The sequence below is a fragment of the Streptomyces sp. NPDC007907 genome, from assembly GCF_042959365.1.
In the GTDB taxonomy this organism is placed as follows: domain Bacteria; phylum Actinomycetota; class Actinomycetes; order Streptomycetales; family Streptomycetaceae; genus Streptomyces; species Streptomyces indiaensis.
Genome location: NZ_JBIBKR010000001.1, coordinates 1,136,792 through 1,150,067, shown reverse-complemented (window position 1 = coordinate 1,150,067; position 13,276 = coordinate 1,136,792). Strand labels below are relative to the sequence as shown.

Genomic DNA, 13,276 nt, shown 5'->3' with positions numbered 1-13,276 from the left:
GGTGCCTTTCACGTACCGAGCGAAGTGAGGACGTCGCGCCGCAGGGCCACGCGCGCAGGATCGTCGTGTGCGCCGCGCTCGCGCGGGCGGGGGATGTCCCGGACGGCGACGAGGCCGCCCGCGCGAAGCAGGGCGATCCGGTCGCCGAGGAACAGGGCCTCGTCCACGTCGTGGGTGACGAAGACGACGGTGGCGCCCGTGCCCTGGAGCACCTCGACCAGCAGGTCCTGCATCCCCGCGCGGGTCTGCGCGTCGAGCGCGCCGAACGGCTCGTCCATCAGCACGGCGCTCGGGCGTCCGGCCAGGGCGCGGGCCAGCTGGACACGCTGGCGCTGCCCGCCGGAGACCCGGTGCGGCAACTGCCGTGCCTGCGCGCCGAGTCCGACCCGTTCCAGCCAGGACCGGGCCTGCTCCCGGCGCTCGGAGCGGGACACGCCGCGGATGGCGAGGGGCAGTTCGACGTTGGCGCGCAGGGTGCGCCAGGGCAGCAGGGCGTCCTCCTGGAAGACCAGGGCACGGTCCGCCGAGGGGCCGGTCAGCGGCTGTCCGTCCTGGGTGATCCCGCCGGCGAGCGGCGCCAGCAGGCCGGCCAGGGTGCGCAGCAGGGTCGACTTGCCGCAGCCGGAGGGGCCGACGACGGTGAGGATCTCGCCGGGGGCGATGTCCAGGTCGACCTTGTCCAGGGCGGTCGCGCCGGGGCGTCCGAGGGAGGCGCCGGTGAGGGTGAGCCGGGTGCCGCGGACGGGGGAGCCCGGGGCGGCGGCGGTCCCGGGCGTGCTGCCCCGGCCGGCCTTCGAGGAGGTGCTCGGGGCGGTCACGGGCGGGGTGTCGGGGACGGTCTCAGACGAGGTGCTCATCGCGTGCCTCCTCGGATCGGGCCCCGCCGGCGGCGGTGGCGGGGACGGCCGGTGCCGGCGTCACGGGCCGGGCGGGCCGGGGCGTCCGTGTCCCGGACACGGACGCCGTGCGGGGCAGCCAGCGGGTGAGGCGGCGGCCCAGCAGTTCCACGGCGGTGGAGGTGAGCCAGCCGAGCACGCCGATGGTGACCATGCCGACGAACACACCGGGGTAGTCGACGACGGTGTAGTCCTGCCAGGTGCGGTAACCGACGCCGTACTGGCCGGAGATCATCTCGGCGGAGATCACGCAGATCCACGAGACGCCGATGCCGACGGACAGCCCGCCGAACACGCCGGGCAGCGCGCCCGGCAGGACGACCGAGCCGAGGATCCGCCACCGGCCGCCGCCCATGGTCCGCACGGCCTCCTCCCACACGGGCGTCAGGGCCCGCACCGCGTGCCGGGTGGAGACCAGGACCGGGAAGAAGGCGGCGGTGCAGGTGATGAAGACGATGCCCTGCTCGTTGGAGGGGAACAGCAGGATCGCGACGGGCACCAGGGCGATGGCCGGAATCGGGCGGATCACCTCCAGGACCGGGCCGAGCAGGTCCTCGGCCAGACGCGAGCGCGCCACGAGCACACCCGTGGCCACACCGAGGACGGCGGCCAGCAGGAAACCGGTGAGGATCCGGATGAGGCTGTCGGTGAGGTCCGTCCAGTAGTCCGGCCCGGACACCCGGGCGGCGAACGCCCGGGCCACGTCGGTGACCGTCGGGAACTGCGAGAAGCGCAGCCACAGGTCGACGTCCAGGCTGGTCAGCGCCTGCCACAGGCCGAGGGCGGTGACCAGCGACAGGACCCGGAGCGCATACCGCCTCACGAGGCCCGCTCCAGGGCGTCGGCATAGGAGACGACCCGCGCTCCGCCGTGCCCGGCGATGTACGCCTGCGCGGTGTCGGGGGCGACGAAGGGCAGCAGCTTGTCGCCGTCGGCCACCCACACGGCCTTGTCGGCGAACCAGAGGGTGCCGGTGGTGGTGTCGGGGACGTAGGCCGCGCGCAGGTCGTCCCGGTGTCCGGCGACGTGACGCAGCAGCTTGGAGGGGGAGTCGAACGTGACCGTCTTCGAGGCGCCCTTGGGCCAGGCCTCACTCGCGGCCGGTGCGGGCTTCGTGGCGAGGTGCTGGGAGTACGCCGTCGTCCCGAGGGCTTTCTTCACGTACTGGTCGTCCACGAAGGAGTCGACGTCCACGTCGCCGGTGAGCTTCGCCGACTTCAGGATCGACACATCCTGCTTCAGCGCGGAGACGAGCTGGGGCTTGATGGCCGGGTCGAAGGTGGCGATGCCGTGCGCACCGTTGTAGAGGTAGACGACCTCGGCGGGGAGCCCGGTCGCCTTCGCGACCTTCTCGGCGGCGTCCACCGGGTGGTCGTTCAGGTAGTCGGTCGCCTCCGCCTGGGCCTTCAGGAACGCCTCCAGCACGGCCGGGCGCTGCTTCGCGAAGTCCTCGCGGGCGGTGACGCCGTGGAAGGTCGGCAGGTTCAGCCGGGCCCCGTCGTAGATCGCCTTCGCCTTGCCCTGGAAGGCGAGCAGGCCCGGCCAGGCGACGAACTGGGACAGGGCGTCCGTGCTGCCCGCCGTGAGGGCGGAGGCGCCGACCGAGGGCTGCTGGTTGAGCTTCTCGACGCCGCTGTTCGGATCGATGCCGGCGCGCTGCAGGGCCCGTACGAGGGTGCCGTCGGCGGCGGAGCCGACGCTCGTGGAGACCTTCTTGCCCTTCAGGTCCTTCAGCGAGGTCAGCTCGGAACCGGGTGCGGTGACGATGGTGTTGAGGCCGCCCCGGAGGTTGTAGCCGGTGACCGACACCAGGCGGGTGGGGCTGTTGAGCTGCTTGCCGCGGGCCGCGTTGATGAGGAGCGGGAAGTCACCCATCGAGCCGATGTCGATCTTCCCGGCGGTCATCTGGGCGGTGATGGGGGCGCCGGTGGCGTAGTCCTGCCAGTTCACCTTGTAGTGGACGCCGTCGTGCAGGGAGTTCAGCTGCTTCTCGAAGGCGCCGAGGGAACGGAGCAGGGTGCCCGCGGTGACGGTGTTGATCGTCCTGGACTGGTAGCCGATGGTGACGGTGACCGTGGAGCCGCTGCCCGCATCGGCGTCACCGCCGCACGCGCTCAGCGGGAGCAGGAGGACGGCGGCGGACATGGCGACGACTGTGCGTTTCATGATGGTTCGGGCCTCTCACCGGAGCAGATAGGGCATGTTGACCGTGACCGCCCCGGTGGGGCAGCGAGCCGCGCACGGGCCGCAGTACCAGCACTCGTCGACATGCATGTAGGCCTTGCCGTTGCGCTCGTCGATGGCGAGGGAGTCCAGCGGGCACATGTCCACGCAGAGCGTGCAGCCGTCGATGCACTTCGACTCGTCGATGGTCACGGGCACGTCGGCCCGCTGGGGCGCCAAGGGCATGGCTGTCTCCAGGGATGTGCGCGAGCGGGTGGGCTACCGGTTCCGGTGCAGCAGGCCGCTCATGGTGATGCGGTCGCCGCGGAAGCGGATGAACTCCAGGTCGACCGGGCGGCCGTCCGCGAGGTGGGTGAGGCGTTCCAGCATGAGGACGGCGGCGCCGCGCGGGGCTTCGAGCACGGAGGCCGAGTGGCTGTCCGCGCTGACTGCTTCCAGGGTGATCTCGGCATGCCCGAGGCGCCGGCCGGTGACGGCTTCCAGGAGGCGGAAGACGTCGGTGTTCTCCAGGTCGGCGCCGAGCAGTTCGGTGCCGATGTCGAGGGGGATGTAGGTGAGGTCGAGGGACAGTGGCAGTCCGCCGAGCCTGCGCAGGCGTTCGATGTAGAGGACGTCGGTGCCGGGCGCGAGCCGGAGGCGGTCGGCCACGGGCGCGGGTGCCGGGGTGGGGCCCATGGTGCGGACCTCGTTGGTGACGCGGCCGTGCTCGCGGAGGGTCTCCGCGAGGCCCATCAGGCGGTCGAGGCCGTGGGGGTACTTGTGGGCCACGACCACCGTGCCGACACCGGGCTGACGCTCCACGAGACCCTCGGCCCGCAGCAGGTCGAGAGCCTCGCGGACCGTGTTGCGGCTGGCGCCGTACTCGGCGGCGAGGGCCGACTCGAGGGGGAGGACCCCGTCGGGGAAGGCGCCGGTCAGCAGCAGCCGCCGGAGCAGGTCGGCCAGTTGCCGTGCCCGGTCGGCGCGCAGCCGTCGCCGCGCGCGGTGGGCGGCGACGGTGGTCGCGGCTCCCTGTCCGGCGTGGTCTCGGATGCGGTCACTGGGCATGGATCGGACCATACCTATCCGATAGGAAAAGTGGTGTTGCGGGAATGTTGCGCCACCGGCAATGTGACCTGTTCGACGAGTGAGCTGGCCTTTTGGCTGCTCCCGGACCAGATCCGCCACCGCCCGCCCCCACGCTGCCGCGCCGACGGCCGACCGCCTCCGAGCCGGTCCTGCTCGGACAGCCGACCGCCTCCGAGCCGGTCCTGCTCGGACAGCCGACCGCCTCCGGGCCGGTGCTGCTCAAACAGCCCGCCTCGAGCCGGTGCTGCTCAAACAGCCGGCCGCCTCCGGGCCGACGCCGCTCCGGGAGCCCGCCGCCCGCGGCCGGTGCCCCTACGACAGGGCCGTCAAGCCCGGGGCGAAGACGATCAGCAGGGGCAGCAGCGGTACGAGTGCGGCCGTCGTGGTGGTCAGGGCCCGGTGCCGGCGCCCCAGCCGGGGCGGCGGTTCCAGCAGCCGGTCGACCCGCTCGCCCAGCAGGCGGTTGCTGGAGGCGCAGGACAGCACGCCCCGGTGCTGGTTGAGCTCGATCAGGGCCAGGGCCGTGGTCAGGTGCCCGCAGCGGCGGGAGGCCGTGTCGTCGGCGGCCAGTTCGACCAGGCGGTGGGTCTGGTCGCAGAAGTGGGTGAACAACGGGACGCGGGGGAAGCCGGTGGCCAGGGCCGTGGAGAGGTGCAGCAGCCAGTCGTGGCGGGCCCGGGCGTGGCCCCGCTCATGGGTGAGGACCGCGTCGAGCTGGTGGCCGGTGAGGCGGTGCAGGGCGCCCGTGGTGACGATCAGCTGGGGCGGATGGCCGGGCATCCACCAGGCGTCGGGGTACTCGTCCTCCAGGACCAGCAGCGGACCGCGCGCCGCGGGCAGACCGGCCGGCAGGTCGGGGGCGCGCTCGCGCAGATGGGCCCGGGCCCGGGCCCTGCGCCGGCGCGCCTCGACGAGTTCCCGCGCGAGCATCGCGGTCGTCCAGGCGGCGCCGCAGGCCAGCAGCAGGGTGAGGGCGGCGGCCCACGGCGGGGCGGCGGACAGGTCGTACGCGGCGGTCACCGCGGCCGGTGCCGGGGCGAAGAGCTGCGCGCGGACCGTGCCGAACACGGCGGCGGCGCCCAGGGACAGTGCCGTCACGCACGCCAGCAGGACGGTGGCGACCAGGCACTGCCACACCCACAACGCGACCACCGGTTCCCGCTCGGGCCAGGACGCCCGGGTCAGCGCACGGGGAACGGGGACGGCGGCCGTCACGGCGACGACACTCAGCAGGAGCAGGCAGACGGTCATGGCCACGGGCTCCGGTTCCTCGTCACAAGAGGGGCGGCTACGGGTCGTGCGGGGGAGGGCGGCCGCCGTGCGCACCGGTGGCCACGACGAGCGTGGCGGACGTGCGGGCACACCGCCCCGCGCCCAGTATGCCGGGCCGGGCGGTGTGCGTCAGGGTCCGGACGACACCGCATGGGGCGGGAGGGGCGGCCGTCGGCCGGCTCCCGGCCGGTCCGCGTCAGCCCTGGACCACCCGCCCCGTCACCTCGCCGAGCCCGACCCGCACGCCGTCGGGTCCCGGGGCCCAGGCCGTGAGGGTCACCTCGTCGCCGTCCTCCAGGAACGTCCGCTTGCCGTCGGGGAGTTCGAGCGGCTCGCGGCCGTTCCAGGTCAGTTCCAGCAGGGAACCCCGCTCCCGTTCCGTGGGGCCGCTGACCGTGCCGGAGCCGTAGAGGTCGCCGGTGCGCAGGGAGGCGCCGTTGACGGTCATGTGGGCCAGTTGCTGGGCGGCCGTCCAGTACATGGTGGAGAACGGCGGCTCGGAGATCACGTGGCCGTTGACGGAGACGCTGATCCGCAGGTCGTAGCCGCCGGGCTCCTCGTCGCTGTCGTCCAGGTACGGCAGCAGCTCGTGCGTCCGGGCCGGGGGCGCCACGAGGGCCTCCTCCAGGGCGTCCAGTGGGGTGATCCACGCCGAGACCGACGTGGCGAAGGACTTGCCGAGGAACGGGCCGAGGGGCACGTACTCCCAGGCCTGGATGTCGCGCGCGGACCAGTCGTTGAGCAGGCACAGGCCGAACACGTGCTCGCGGAAGTCCCCGAGGGCCACCGGCGCGCCCATCCGGGAGGGCACGCCGACGACGAAGCCGACCTCGGCCTCGATGTCCAGGCGGACGGACGGGCCGAAGACGGGGGCGGCGTCCGTGGGGGCCTTGCGCTGGCCGGACGGCCGCGGCACCTCGGTGCCGGAGACGACGACCGTGCCGGAGCGGCCGTGGTAGCCGATGGGCAGGTGCTTCCAGTTGGGGGTGAGGGAGTCCTCGGCGTCGGGGCGGAAGATCTGCCCGACGTTGCGGGCGTGGTTCTCCGACGCGTAGAAGTCCACGTAGTCCGCGACCTCGAACGGCAGGTGCAGGGTCACCGACGACAGCGGGTGCAGCAGCGGTGCGACGGTCTCCCGGTGGGACGGCACGGTCACCCAGGCCGTCAGCGCCCTGCGCACGTCGGACCAGGCCGTGCGGCCGGCCGCCAGCAGCGGGTTGAGGGTGGGCTGCGCCAGCAGGGAGGCGTAGGGCGAGCCGAGCGCGTGGGCCGCCGCGCCCGCGTCCAGCACGTGGTCCCCGAGCCGGACGCCCACGGTCCGGTGGGACGAGCCGGGCAGGGAGAACACGCCGTACGGCAGGTTGTGCGGGCCGAAGGGGTCGCCCTCGGGGACATCGAAGGGGGGCATCGGGTGCTGCCTCGCTTTCGGGTGTGCCATGTCGTCGCCACGTGTTCGTGGTCGTGCCACACGTTACGGGTGACACCCCCGTCCTGGGCAGAGGCCGAGGAGACGGACAGGGGCGAACGGGGCAGGTGGGCCCGGGTGGGACCGGCCGGGGCGACTCCGGCGCGCCGGACGGGACGCCGCATTCGTACGTGCCGGAAGTTATCCACAGGACGCGACGCAATCTTGACGGAGCGGTGCGAACGGGGCGACTCTGGGCGGGTGCCGGAAGGCCTCGGGGAGGGGGCTTTCCCACGGCACATCTGGGGGGCGGATGGCCATAGGGGAGGCCGGTCCGGGTTCGGTGCGGCGTGGTGCACAGCCGAAGCGGCTGGAAGAGACCATGCGCACCCGGCTCGGCCGGGAATGTGTGTACGTACCGTCGTGCCGTTTCGGGCTGTACGTGGCGCTGCGCCACTGGTGCCCGCCCGGCGGACGGGTGCTGATGTCGCCGGTCAACGACGACGTGATCTTCTTCGTCGTGCTCGCGGCCGGACTGCGCCCGGTGCAGGCGCCGTTGAACCCGCTCGACGCGTCCATCGACATCGATGCCGTGCCGGACGAGGTGTGGGGCTCGGTGTCGGCCGTGCTCACGACGAACCTGTACGGGAACCCGGACCCGGCGCCGCGCCTGAGACAAAAGTGCGACGCCCTGGGCATCCCGCTGTTCGAGGACGGGGCGCACGCGATCGGCAGCCGGGCCGGGGACCGGCCGGTCGGGGCCTGGGGCGAGGCCTCCGTGTTCAGCCTGTCCAAGCACGTCGGGGCCAAGGCCGGAGGCATGCTCTCGCTCGCCGACCCCGGCCTCAGGGAGGCGGTCGAGAAGACCTGCGAGGGACTCCTCGCACCCCGCAGGGCCAGTGCCGAACTCGCCTACCTGGTCCGGCCGTACGCGGAGGCGACGGTGCGTGGGCTGCGGCTGCGGCGTGCCGCCTGGGCGGCGGTCCGGCTGCTCGGGCTGGCGGACCGCGAGGAGATCCGCATGCCGCTGCGCCCGGACGAACTCGCCCTCGCCGCACACCAGACGCCCGGGCTCGACGCCCACCACCCGTGGGTGCGCGTCGACATGCACGACTACCGGCTGGAGTCCGGCCGGCTGCGGCTGCGCCGCATCGGGCGCAAGCTCGACCGGCTGGACGAGGTGCTGGACGCCTGCCGGCAGGGCACGGAGCTGCTGTTGTCCACGCCCTGGGCCAAGCCGCGCGACGGCCACGCGATCCAGCCGCTGTTCCGGGTCCCGCTGTTCGTGGCCGACCGGGACGCGGCGATGGCGGCCCTGGCGCGGCAGGGCATCGTCGTCGGCTACCTCTACGACCCGCCGCTGGACGACTACGCCGGTGCGGAGTTCACCGATCCCTCACCGGCCCCCGGGGCGGCGCGCTGGTTCGCGCGGCACGCCCTGCCCGTGGACCCGCGGCGGGCACAGGCGGTCATCGAGGTCCTGGAGCGGTCCGGAGCCCAGCCGGTCCGGGCGCCGGGAGAAGAGCCCGGCAACAAGCCGACGCCCGAAGAGAACCCCGGCACGCCGACGCCGGGAGAGCGGCCCGGGAACGAACCGACACCGGGAGGGCTGGGCCGGTCCCGTGGCTGAGATCCAGGTCCACGAGCCCGCCGCCGCGCGCACCGACGGCGGCGGGCCGAAGCCTGCCGACGGCGACCACAGCCACGACTCGCTGTTCAAGAACGCCTACTTCCTCATGCTCAGCACCGGCGTCTCAGCCGTACTGGGCCTGGGGTTCTGGCTGGTGGCCGCCCGCTACTACACGGAGGAGGCCGTCGGCCAGGGCTCGGCCGCGATCGCCGCGATGCGGCTGCTCGCCAGCATCACGGCGACGACCATGATCGGCGCCGTCGTCCGCTTCGTCCCGCGCGCGGGACGGGAGACCGGCCGGCTGGTGTGGGGCACCTACGTGGCCAGTTCACTGGTCGTGGCGCTCGCCGCCGCCGTCTTCCTGCTCACGCTCGACGCCTGGGGAGCGTCCTACGCACCCCTGGGCACTCCGGTGGCGGGGGCGGTGTTCGTCGCGGCGTGCGTGGCCTGGGCGCTGCTCACCCTCCAGGACGGGGTGCTCACCGGACTGCGCAAGGCGGAGTGGGTGCCCGCCGGCAACGCGGTCTTCTCGGTCGGCAAGCTGGCCCTCCTGGGCGTCTTCGCCGGCACGCTGCCCGTTCTCGGGATCTTCGTCTCCTGGGCGGTGGCGATCGCCTTCTCCACTCTGCCGCTGGGCTGGCTGATCTTCCGTCGGCTCATCCCGCGCCAGGCGGAGGCCGACCGCGACAAGGAACCCCCGAAGATCCGGGACATGGGCCGCTTCCTCGCCGGGGACTCGCTGGGCGCCCTGTTCAGTCTGGCGATGATCAACCTGCTGCCGGTGATGGTCGCGGTCCGCTTCAGCGCCGCCGAGAACGGCTACTTCTACGTGGCCTACACCGTCGGCGGCACGATGGAGTTCATGGCCATCAACATGGCCTCGTCGCTCACCGCGCACGCCTCGCACGACCCGCGCCAACTCGCCGACGGCGTCCGGGGCGCCCTGCGGCGCATGACGCTGCTGCTGGTCCCGGTCGTGGCGGTGCTGGTCGTCTTCGCCCCGCAGATCCTCACGCCCTTCAGCCCTGACTACGCCGAACACGGCTCGACCGTGCTGCGGCTGCTCGCCCTCGGTGCCCTGCCGCGGGTCGTGGTGGAGCTGTACATCGGCGTGCTGCGCGTGCAGGGGCGCACGGGAGTGCTGGCCGCGCTCCAAGGGGCCATGTGCGCCCTGGTCCTGGGCAGCGCGGCCGTGCTGTTCACACCGTCGGGCATCGCCGGCGCCGGCTGGGCGGTGCTGCTGAGCATGACGCTGATCGCCGTGGTCTCCATGGCCGGACTGCGCGCGGCCCTGCGCCCCGGCGAGGCCACCCCCACCGCCCGTACGCCTGCCGACGCCGCCTACGGCACCCGCTGGGCGAAGCTCAACGCCACCGCCGGATACGGCACGACCTGGGCCCGCCGGGCCGCCTACCAGCCCAAGGACGGCGACCAGGACACGGTCACGCTGTTCATCGGGCGCCCCGGTTACGAGCGCGAGGCGCTGCAGGCGGACACCCTGGCGCTGATCGTGCGGCCCGAGGGACCGACCGGGGAGCCCGCGCTCCACGAGCCCGCGGAACCGGACCCGCAGCCGTGGGAGCGCCGGCTGAGGGGCGCCCTGTGGAGCCTGCTCGGTGTCGGCGTCGTCTTCTTCTGCGCTCCGCTGCGGGACCTGCCGTGGCTCGACCGGTCATCCGAAGCTGCCCTGAGCGGGCGGCAACTGCTGGCGGGGCTGCCCCTGCCGTCCCTCACCGCGGGCGTCCTGATGCTCGTGGTGTTCGTCGCCGCCGTCACGCTGAGCACCCGGCGCGAGGCGTGGTTGCCCGGCACGGCACTGTGCGCCGTCCTGTGCGCCCTGTACGCCGCCCCGGTCGCCCTCGGACGGGAACCGCGGCCGGTGGACGGGGCGTTGTACGAGAAGACGGCCGGCTTCCTGGCGGACGCTGTGGGGGTCGGGGGGCCCGAGCCGTTGCTGCGCTGGGTGCCGCCGGTCTGCCAGTTGCTCTGCCTCGTACCACTGGGGCTGCTGCTCGCGAGCGCGGGCGGCCGTCTGACGTGGCCGGGGCGCTGGGGGGTTCTGTATCTCGTCGCGGTCGGCGGCTGGGTGTGGCGCGACGCGCTCGCACCCCTCGCACCGCCCCTGCTCGTCGTCCTCCTGCTGCTCCTGCCGCTGCACCGCGCCGCCTCGGCGTGGTGGCGCTCCCGTACTCCAGCCCCGACAGATCCGATAGCCCACCGAACGGCCGGCGGATTACCGAACGGCCGGCCCCGCGACTGATCACATCCGAAGCCGAGACCGAACCGGCCCGGGCCCGGACCGAGCCGACAGAGCCGAGCACAGCCGAAGAGAGCAACCGCCAGGGGGGAACCACCGTGCGTCCGCCAGTCACACCGAGGGAGAGATCCACGCCGGAACCGACACCCCCACGCGACGGCGCGAACACCCCCGCCCGCGGCCCCGAGACGGCCAGCCAGTCATCCAGCCCCTCCTCCTCGGAGTCGTCGAGCCCCGCCCATGAGCCCGTGACGGATCTGTCCGACCTGACCCCCGTCCGGTCCGGGCGCGGCGCATCGGTCCGGCCCGCTGCTCTGCTGCTCGTCGCGCTCGTGCTGTGGGCGTACGCCGTGCGGCACACCGACGTCTCGCGGCTCGACGACTACGGGCTGCTCAGCGCGCTGCACCCGGCCTTCTGGGCGGGACTGGCGGTGCTCACCACCGGCTTCTGGTTCACCGTCCGCGACCCGCGCCGCGCGGGTGCCTGGCCGGCGGCGTACGTGCTGGGCCTGCTGGTGATGGAGCGGGCCACGCAGGCCGTGCTCTACCCGACCCCGCTGTACGCCTGGGCGTGGAAGCACGAAGCGGTCATCGACCATCTGCTGACGGCCGGCGGGCTGCAGACGGCCGACCAGGTCGGCGACATGGCGGTGTACGACCAGTGGCCGGGCTTCTTCGCCGCCCAGGCAGCCCTTCAGCGGCTGCTGGGCGTGGACTCGGCGGCGATGTTCATGGCCTGGTGGCCCCTGGTCTCCAGCCTGATGCTGCTGCTCCCGCTGCTGCTGATCTACCGCACCTTCACCGAGGACCGGCGGCTGATCTGGACCGCGGTCTGGCTCTTCTACGTGGCCAACTGGGTGGGGCAGGACTACTTCTCCCCCCAATCCGTGGCGTACGCGCTGCACCTGGGGGTGCTAGCGGTGGTCCTGCGCCGCTTCGGCCGGTCCGCCGTGCGGCGCGGGCAGCCTCGCCAGGCCGTGTGGACGGTGGTGCTCACCGTCATGATCGTGGCGATCGTCATCTCCCACCAGCTCACGCCGGGCATGCTGGTCGTCTGCCTGCTCGCCCTGTGCCTGAGCCGCCGCTACCGCGACTGGGTGCCGGTGGTGACGACCGTCGTGATCTTCCTGGCGTGGTGTCTCACGGCCGCGCTGCCCTTCCTCTCCGCGGCGATGCCCGACATGATCCGCTCCATCGGCGACGTCGGCGCCAACGTCGAGACGGGGTACGGAGCCACCCCGACCGGAGCTGGAGCGGTCGCGACGTCCTGGGCGGCCCGGCTGCTGTCCGGTTCCGTGCTGCTGCTCGCGGCCGTCGGCGTGTGGCGCCAGCGAGTCCTGCGCCACCGCGCGTGGCCCCTGCTGCTGATCGCGGCGGCCCCGCTGCCGATGTTCGCGGCGAGCAGCTACGGCAGCGAGATGATCTTCCGGGTGCTGTTGTTCATGCTGCCGGGCGCCGGCTTCTTCGCCGCCGCGGCGCTGCTGCCCAAGGTCCGCACCCTGGCCGCCGACGCCGCCGCGCAGGAGGCCGGCCGACGGCAGACCGCCGGCCCCGCCGAGCGCCGCCGGTGGGGCATCGGCACCTGGGTGCCGCTGGCTGCGCTGCTCGGCACCACCCTGGCGTTCGTCCCCGCCTACTCCGGCAAGGACCGGATCAACTACTTCCCGCCGCAGGAGGTGGCCCTCGTACGGCAGCTCTTCGACCAGGCGCCCGACGGCTCACTGGTCGTGGCCGCCAACCGCAACTACCCGGACGCGTACGCCTCCTACTGGAGCGTCGACCACTACTGGTTCCTCGACGACGGCCGCAGCCACGTCGACCGGATCGTCAGGAGACCCGCCGCCACCCTCGCGCGCGACATGGCCGGAGTGGAGCGGCCCGGCCGGGCCTACTTCCTGCTCACCCAGGGGCAGCTGGCCAACTCGGAGATGAACGGCCAGCTCGACAAGGCGCAACTGCGGCGCATCCAGCGGTCCGTCGCCGCATCGCCGCGGTTCCGGCTCGTGGCGGAGAACAGCGCCGGATGGCTCTACGAGCTGAAGCAGTCAGGGGGAGCGGAGCGATGACACCGCAGGAACTCGTGGTCCGGATGCTGCCCCCGTTCGGCGGCTGGCTGGCGCTCGCCGCGCTGGCCCTGCCCGGCGGGTCACCGCTGCGGGGCGCCGCAGTCGTGCTGTTCCTGGCGGCGGGGCCGGGCGCCGCCATGGTCAGAGTCTGCGCCCCCGCGCTGGGGGCGCGGCCCGCCGAGGGGCCCGTGGAGCGCCGGGACCCACGCTTCGCGCGCCACTCCGACCTGCTGGAACGGCTGATGCTGACGCTGTTCCTGAGCATCGGCGCCGTGATGCTCGTCGCGACCGTGCTGATCGCCACGCACACCTTCAGCGCGCAGCGGGTGCTGCTGACGCTGACGCTGCTGACCACACTCGCCGCGTTCTGTCCGCCGCTGCGCGCCTCTCCGCCGCCGAGGACGACACCCAAGGCACCGAAGGGTTCCGCTCCGTGAGGTTCAACCGTCCCCACCGTCCCTTTCGCCGCACACCGAGCAGCACCGGAGGACTGCACCG

At 73.2% G+C, this 13,276-nt stretch carries 11 protein-coding genes; 4 read left to right on the top strand and 7 right to left on the bottom strand.

What is annotated here, in order from left to right:
• Positions 1–8: 8 nt before the first annotated feature.
• From ACFZDI_RS05315 to fahA, 7 genes are all read right to left on the bottom strand, one after another.
• Complete coding sequence (locus ACFZDI_RS05315; RefSeq protein WP_391247823.1) at positions 9–857, bottom strand: ATP-binding cassette domain-containing protein; 849 nt, start codon at positions 855–857, stop codon at positions 9–11.
• A complete protein-coding gene (locus tag ACFZDI_RS05310) occupies positions 841–1,719 on the bottom strand; it encodes an ABC transporter permease (protein ID WP_344367863.1) in 879 nt (292 codons plus the stop codon). The genes ACFZDI_RS05315 and ACFZDI_RS05310 overlap by 17 nt, the downstream gene beginning before the upstream one ends.
• Positions 1,716–3,062, bottom strand: coding sequence for an ABC transporter substrate-binding protein (locus ACFZDI_RS05305; RefSeq protein WP_391247820.1), 1,347 nt, complete (start codon positions 3,060–3,062; stop codon positions 1,716–1,718). Before ACFZDI_RS05305 ends, ACFZDI_RS05310 begins: the two co-directional genes overlap by 4 nt.
• 15 nt (positions 3,063–3,077) lie before the next feature.
• Positions 3,078–3,305: a ferredoxin family protein gene (locus ACFZDI_RS05300; RefSeq protein ID WP_003992261.1), complete on the bottom strand. Its 228-nt coding sequence runs from the start codon at positions 3,303–3,305 to the stop codon at positions 3,078–3,080.
• Positions 3,306–3,338: 33 nt separating this feature from the next.
• The gene (locus ACFZDI_RS05295; RefSeq protein WP_234849362.1) at positions 3,339–4,127 is read right to left on the bottom strand and encodes a GntR family transcriptional regulator; all 789 of its coding nucleotides are present in this window, start codon (positions 4,125–4,127) and stop codon (positions 3,339–3,341) included.
• 333 nt (positions 4,128–4,460) lie between these two features.
• Positions 4,461–5,399 carry a M48 family metalloprotease gene (locus ACFZDI_RS05290; RefSeq protein WP_391248053.1) on the bottom strand — a complete coding sequence of 313 codons (939 nt, stop codon included), beginning with the start codon at positions 5,397–5,399 and terminating at the stop codon, positions 4,461–4,463.
• 217 nt (positions 5,400–5,616) lie between these two features.
• Positions 5,617–6,828 carry a fumarylacetoacetase gene (gene fahA, locus ACFZDI_RS05285; protein WP_391247817.1) on the bottom strand — a complete coding sequence of 404 codons (1,212 nt, stop codon included), beginning with the start codon at positions 6,826–6,828 and terminating at the stop codon, positions 5,617–5,619.
• A gap of 310 nt (positions 6,829–7,138) precedes the next feature.
• On the opposite strand from fahA, the gene ACFZDI_RS05280 reads away from it, so the two are divergent.
• The 4 genes from ACFZDI_RS05280 to ACFZDI_RS05265 all read left to right on the top strand — a co-directional run bounded on the left by ACFZDI_RS05280 (position 7,139) and on the right by ACFZDI_RS05265 (position 13,215).
• Positions 7,139–8,455 (top strand): DegT/DnrJ/EryC1/StrS family aminotransferase, encoded by a 1,317-nt coding sequence (locus ACFZDI_RS05280; RefSeq protein ID WP_391247815.1) that lies wholly within the window; start codon positions 7,139–7,141, stop codon positions 8,453–8,455.
• Complete coding sequence (locus tag ACFZDI_RS05275) at positions 8,448–10,715, top strand: oligosaccharide flippase family protein (protein ID WP_391247813.1); 2,268 nt, start codon at positions 8,448–8,450, stop codon at positions 10,713–10,715. The genes ACFZDI_RS05280 and ACFZDI_RS05275 overlap by 8 nt, the downstream gene beginning before the upstream one ends.
• Before the next feature lie 245 nt (positions 10,716–10,960).
• Positions 10,961–12,778, top strand: a complete 1,818-nt coding sequence (locus ACFZDI_RS05270; RefSeq protein ID WP_391247811.1) for a glycosyltransferase — start codon at positions 10,961–10,963, stop codon at positions 12,776–12,778.
• On the top strand, positions 12,775–13,215 hold the full coding sequence (locus tag ACFZDI_RS05265; protein WP_391247809.1) for a hypothetical protein: 441 nt from the start codon (positions 12,775–12,777) through the stop codon (positions 13,213–13,215). Before ACFZDI_RS05270 ends, ACFZDI_RS05265 begins: the two co-directional genes overlap by 4 nt.
• Positions 13,216–13,276: the final 61 nt, after the last annotated feature.

Bases quoted from the DNA above. Each gene is read 5' to 3' on its own strand.
- ACFZDI_RS05265 (WP_391247809.1), top strand. From the start codon at position 12,775: ATGACACCGCAGGAACTCGTGGTCCGGATGCTGCCCCCGTTCGGCGGC.
- ACFZDI_RS05290 (WP_391248053.1), bottom strand. From the start codon at position 5,399: ATGACCGTCTGCCTGCTCCTGCTGAGTGTCGTCGCCGTGACGGCCGCC.
- ACFZDI_RS05295 (WP_234849362.1), bottom strand. From the start codon at position 4,127: ATGCCCAGTGACCGCATCCGAGACCACGCCGGACAGGGAGCCGCGACC.
- fahA (WP_391247817.1), bottom strand. From the start codon at position 6,828: ATGCCCCCCTTCGATGTCCCCGAGGGCGACCCCTTCGGCCCGCACAAC.
- ACFZDI_RS05305 (WP_391247820.1), bottom strand. From the start codon at position 3,062: ATGAAACGCACAGTCGTCGCCATGTCCGCCGCCGTCCTCCTGCTCCCG.
- ACFZDI_RS05280 (WP_391247815.1), top strand. From the start codon at position 7,139: ATGGCCATAGGGGAGGCCGGTCCGGGTTCGGTGCGGCGTGGTGCACAG.
- ACFZDI_RS05315 (WP_391247823.1), bottom strand. From the start codon at position 857: ATGAGCACCTCGTCTGAGACCGTCCCCGACACCCCGCCCGTGACCGCC.
- ACFZDI_RS05300 (WP_003992261.1), bottom strand. From the start codon at position 3,305: ATGCCCTTGGCGCCCCAGCGGGCCGACGTGCCCGTGACCATCGACGAG.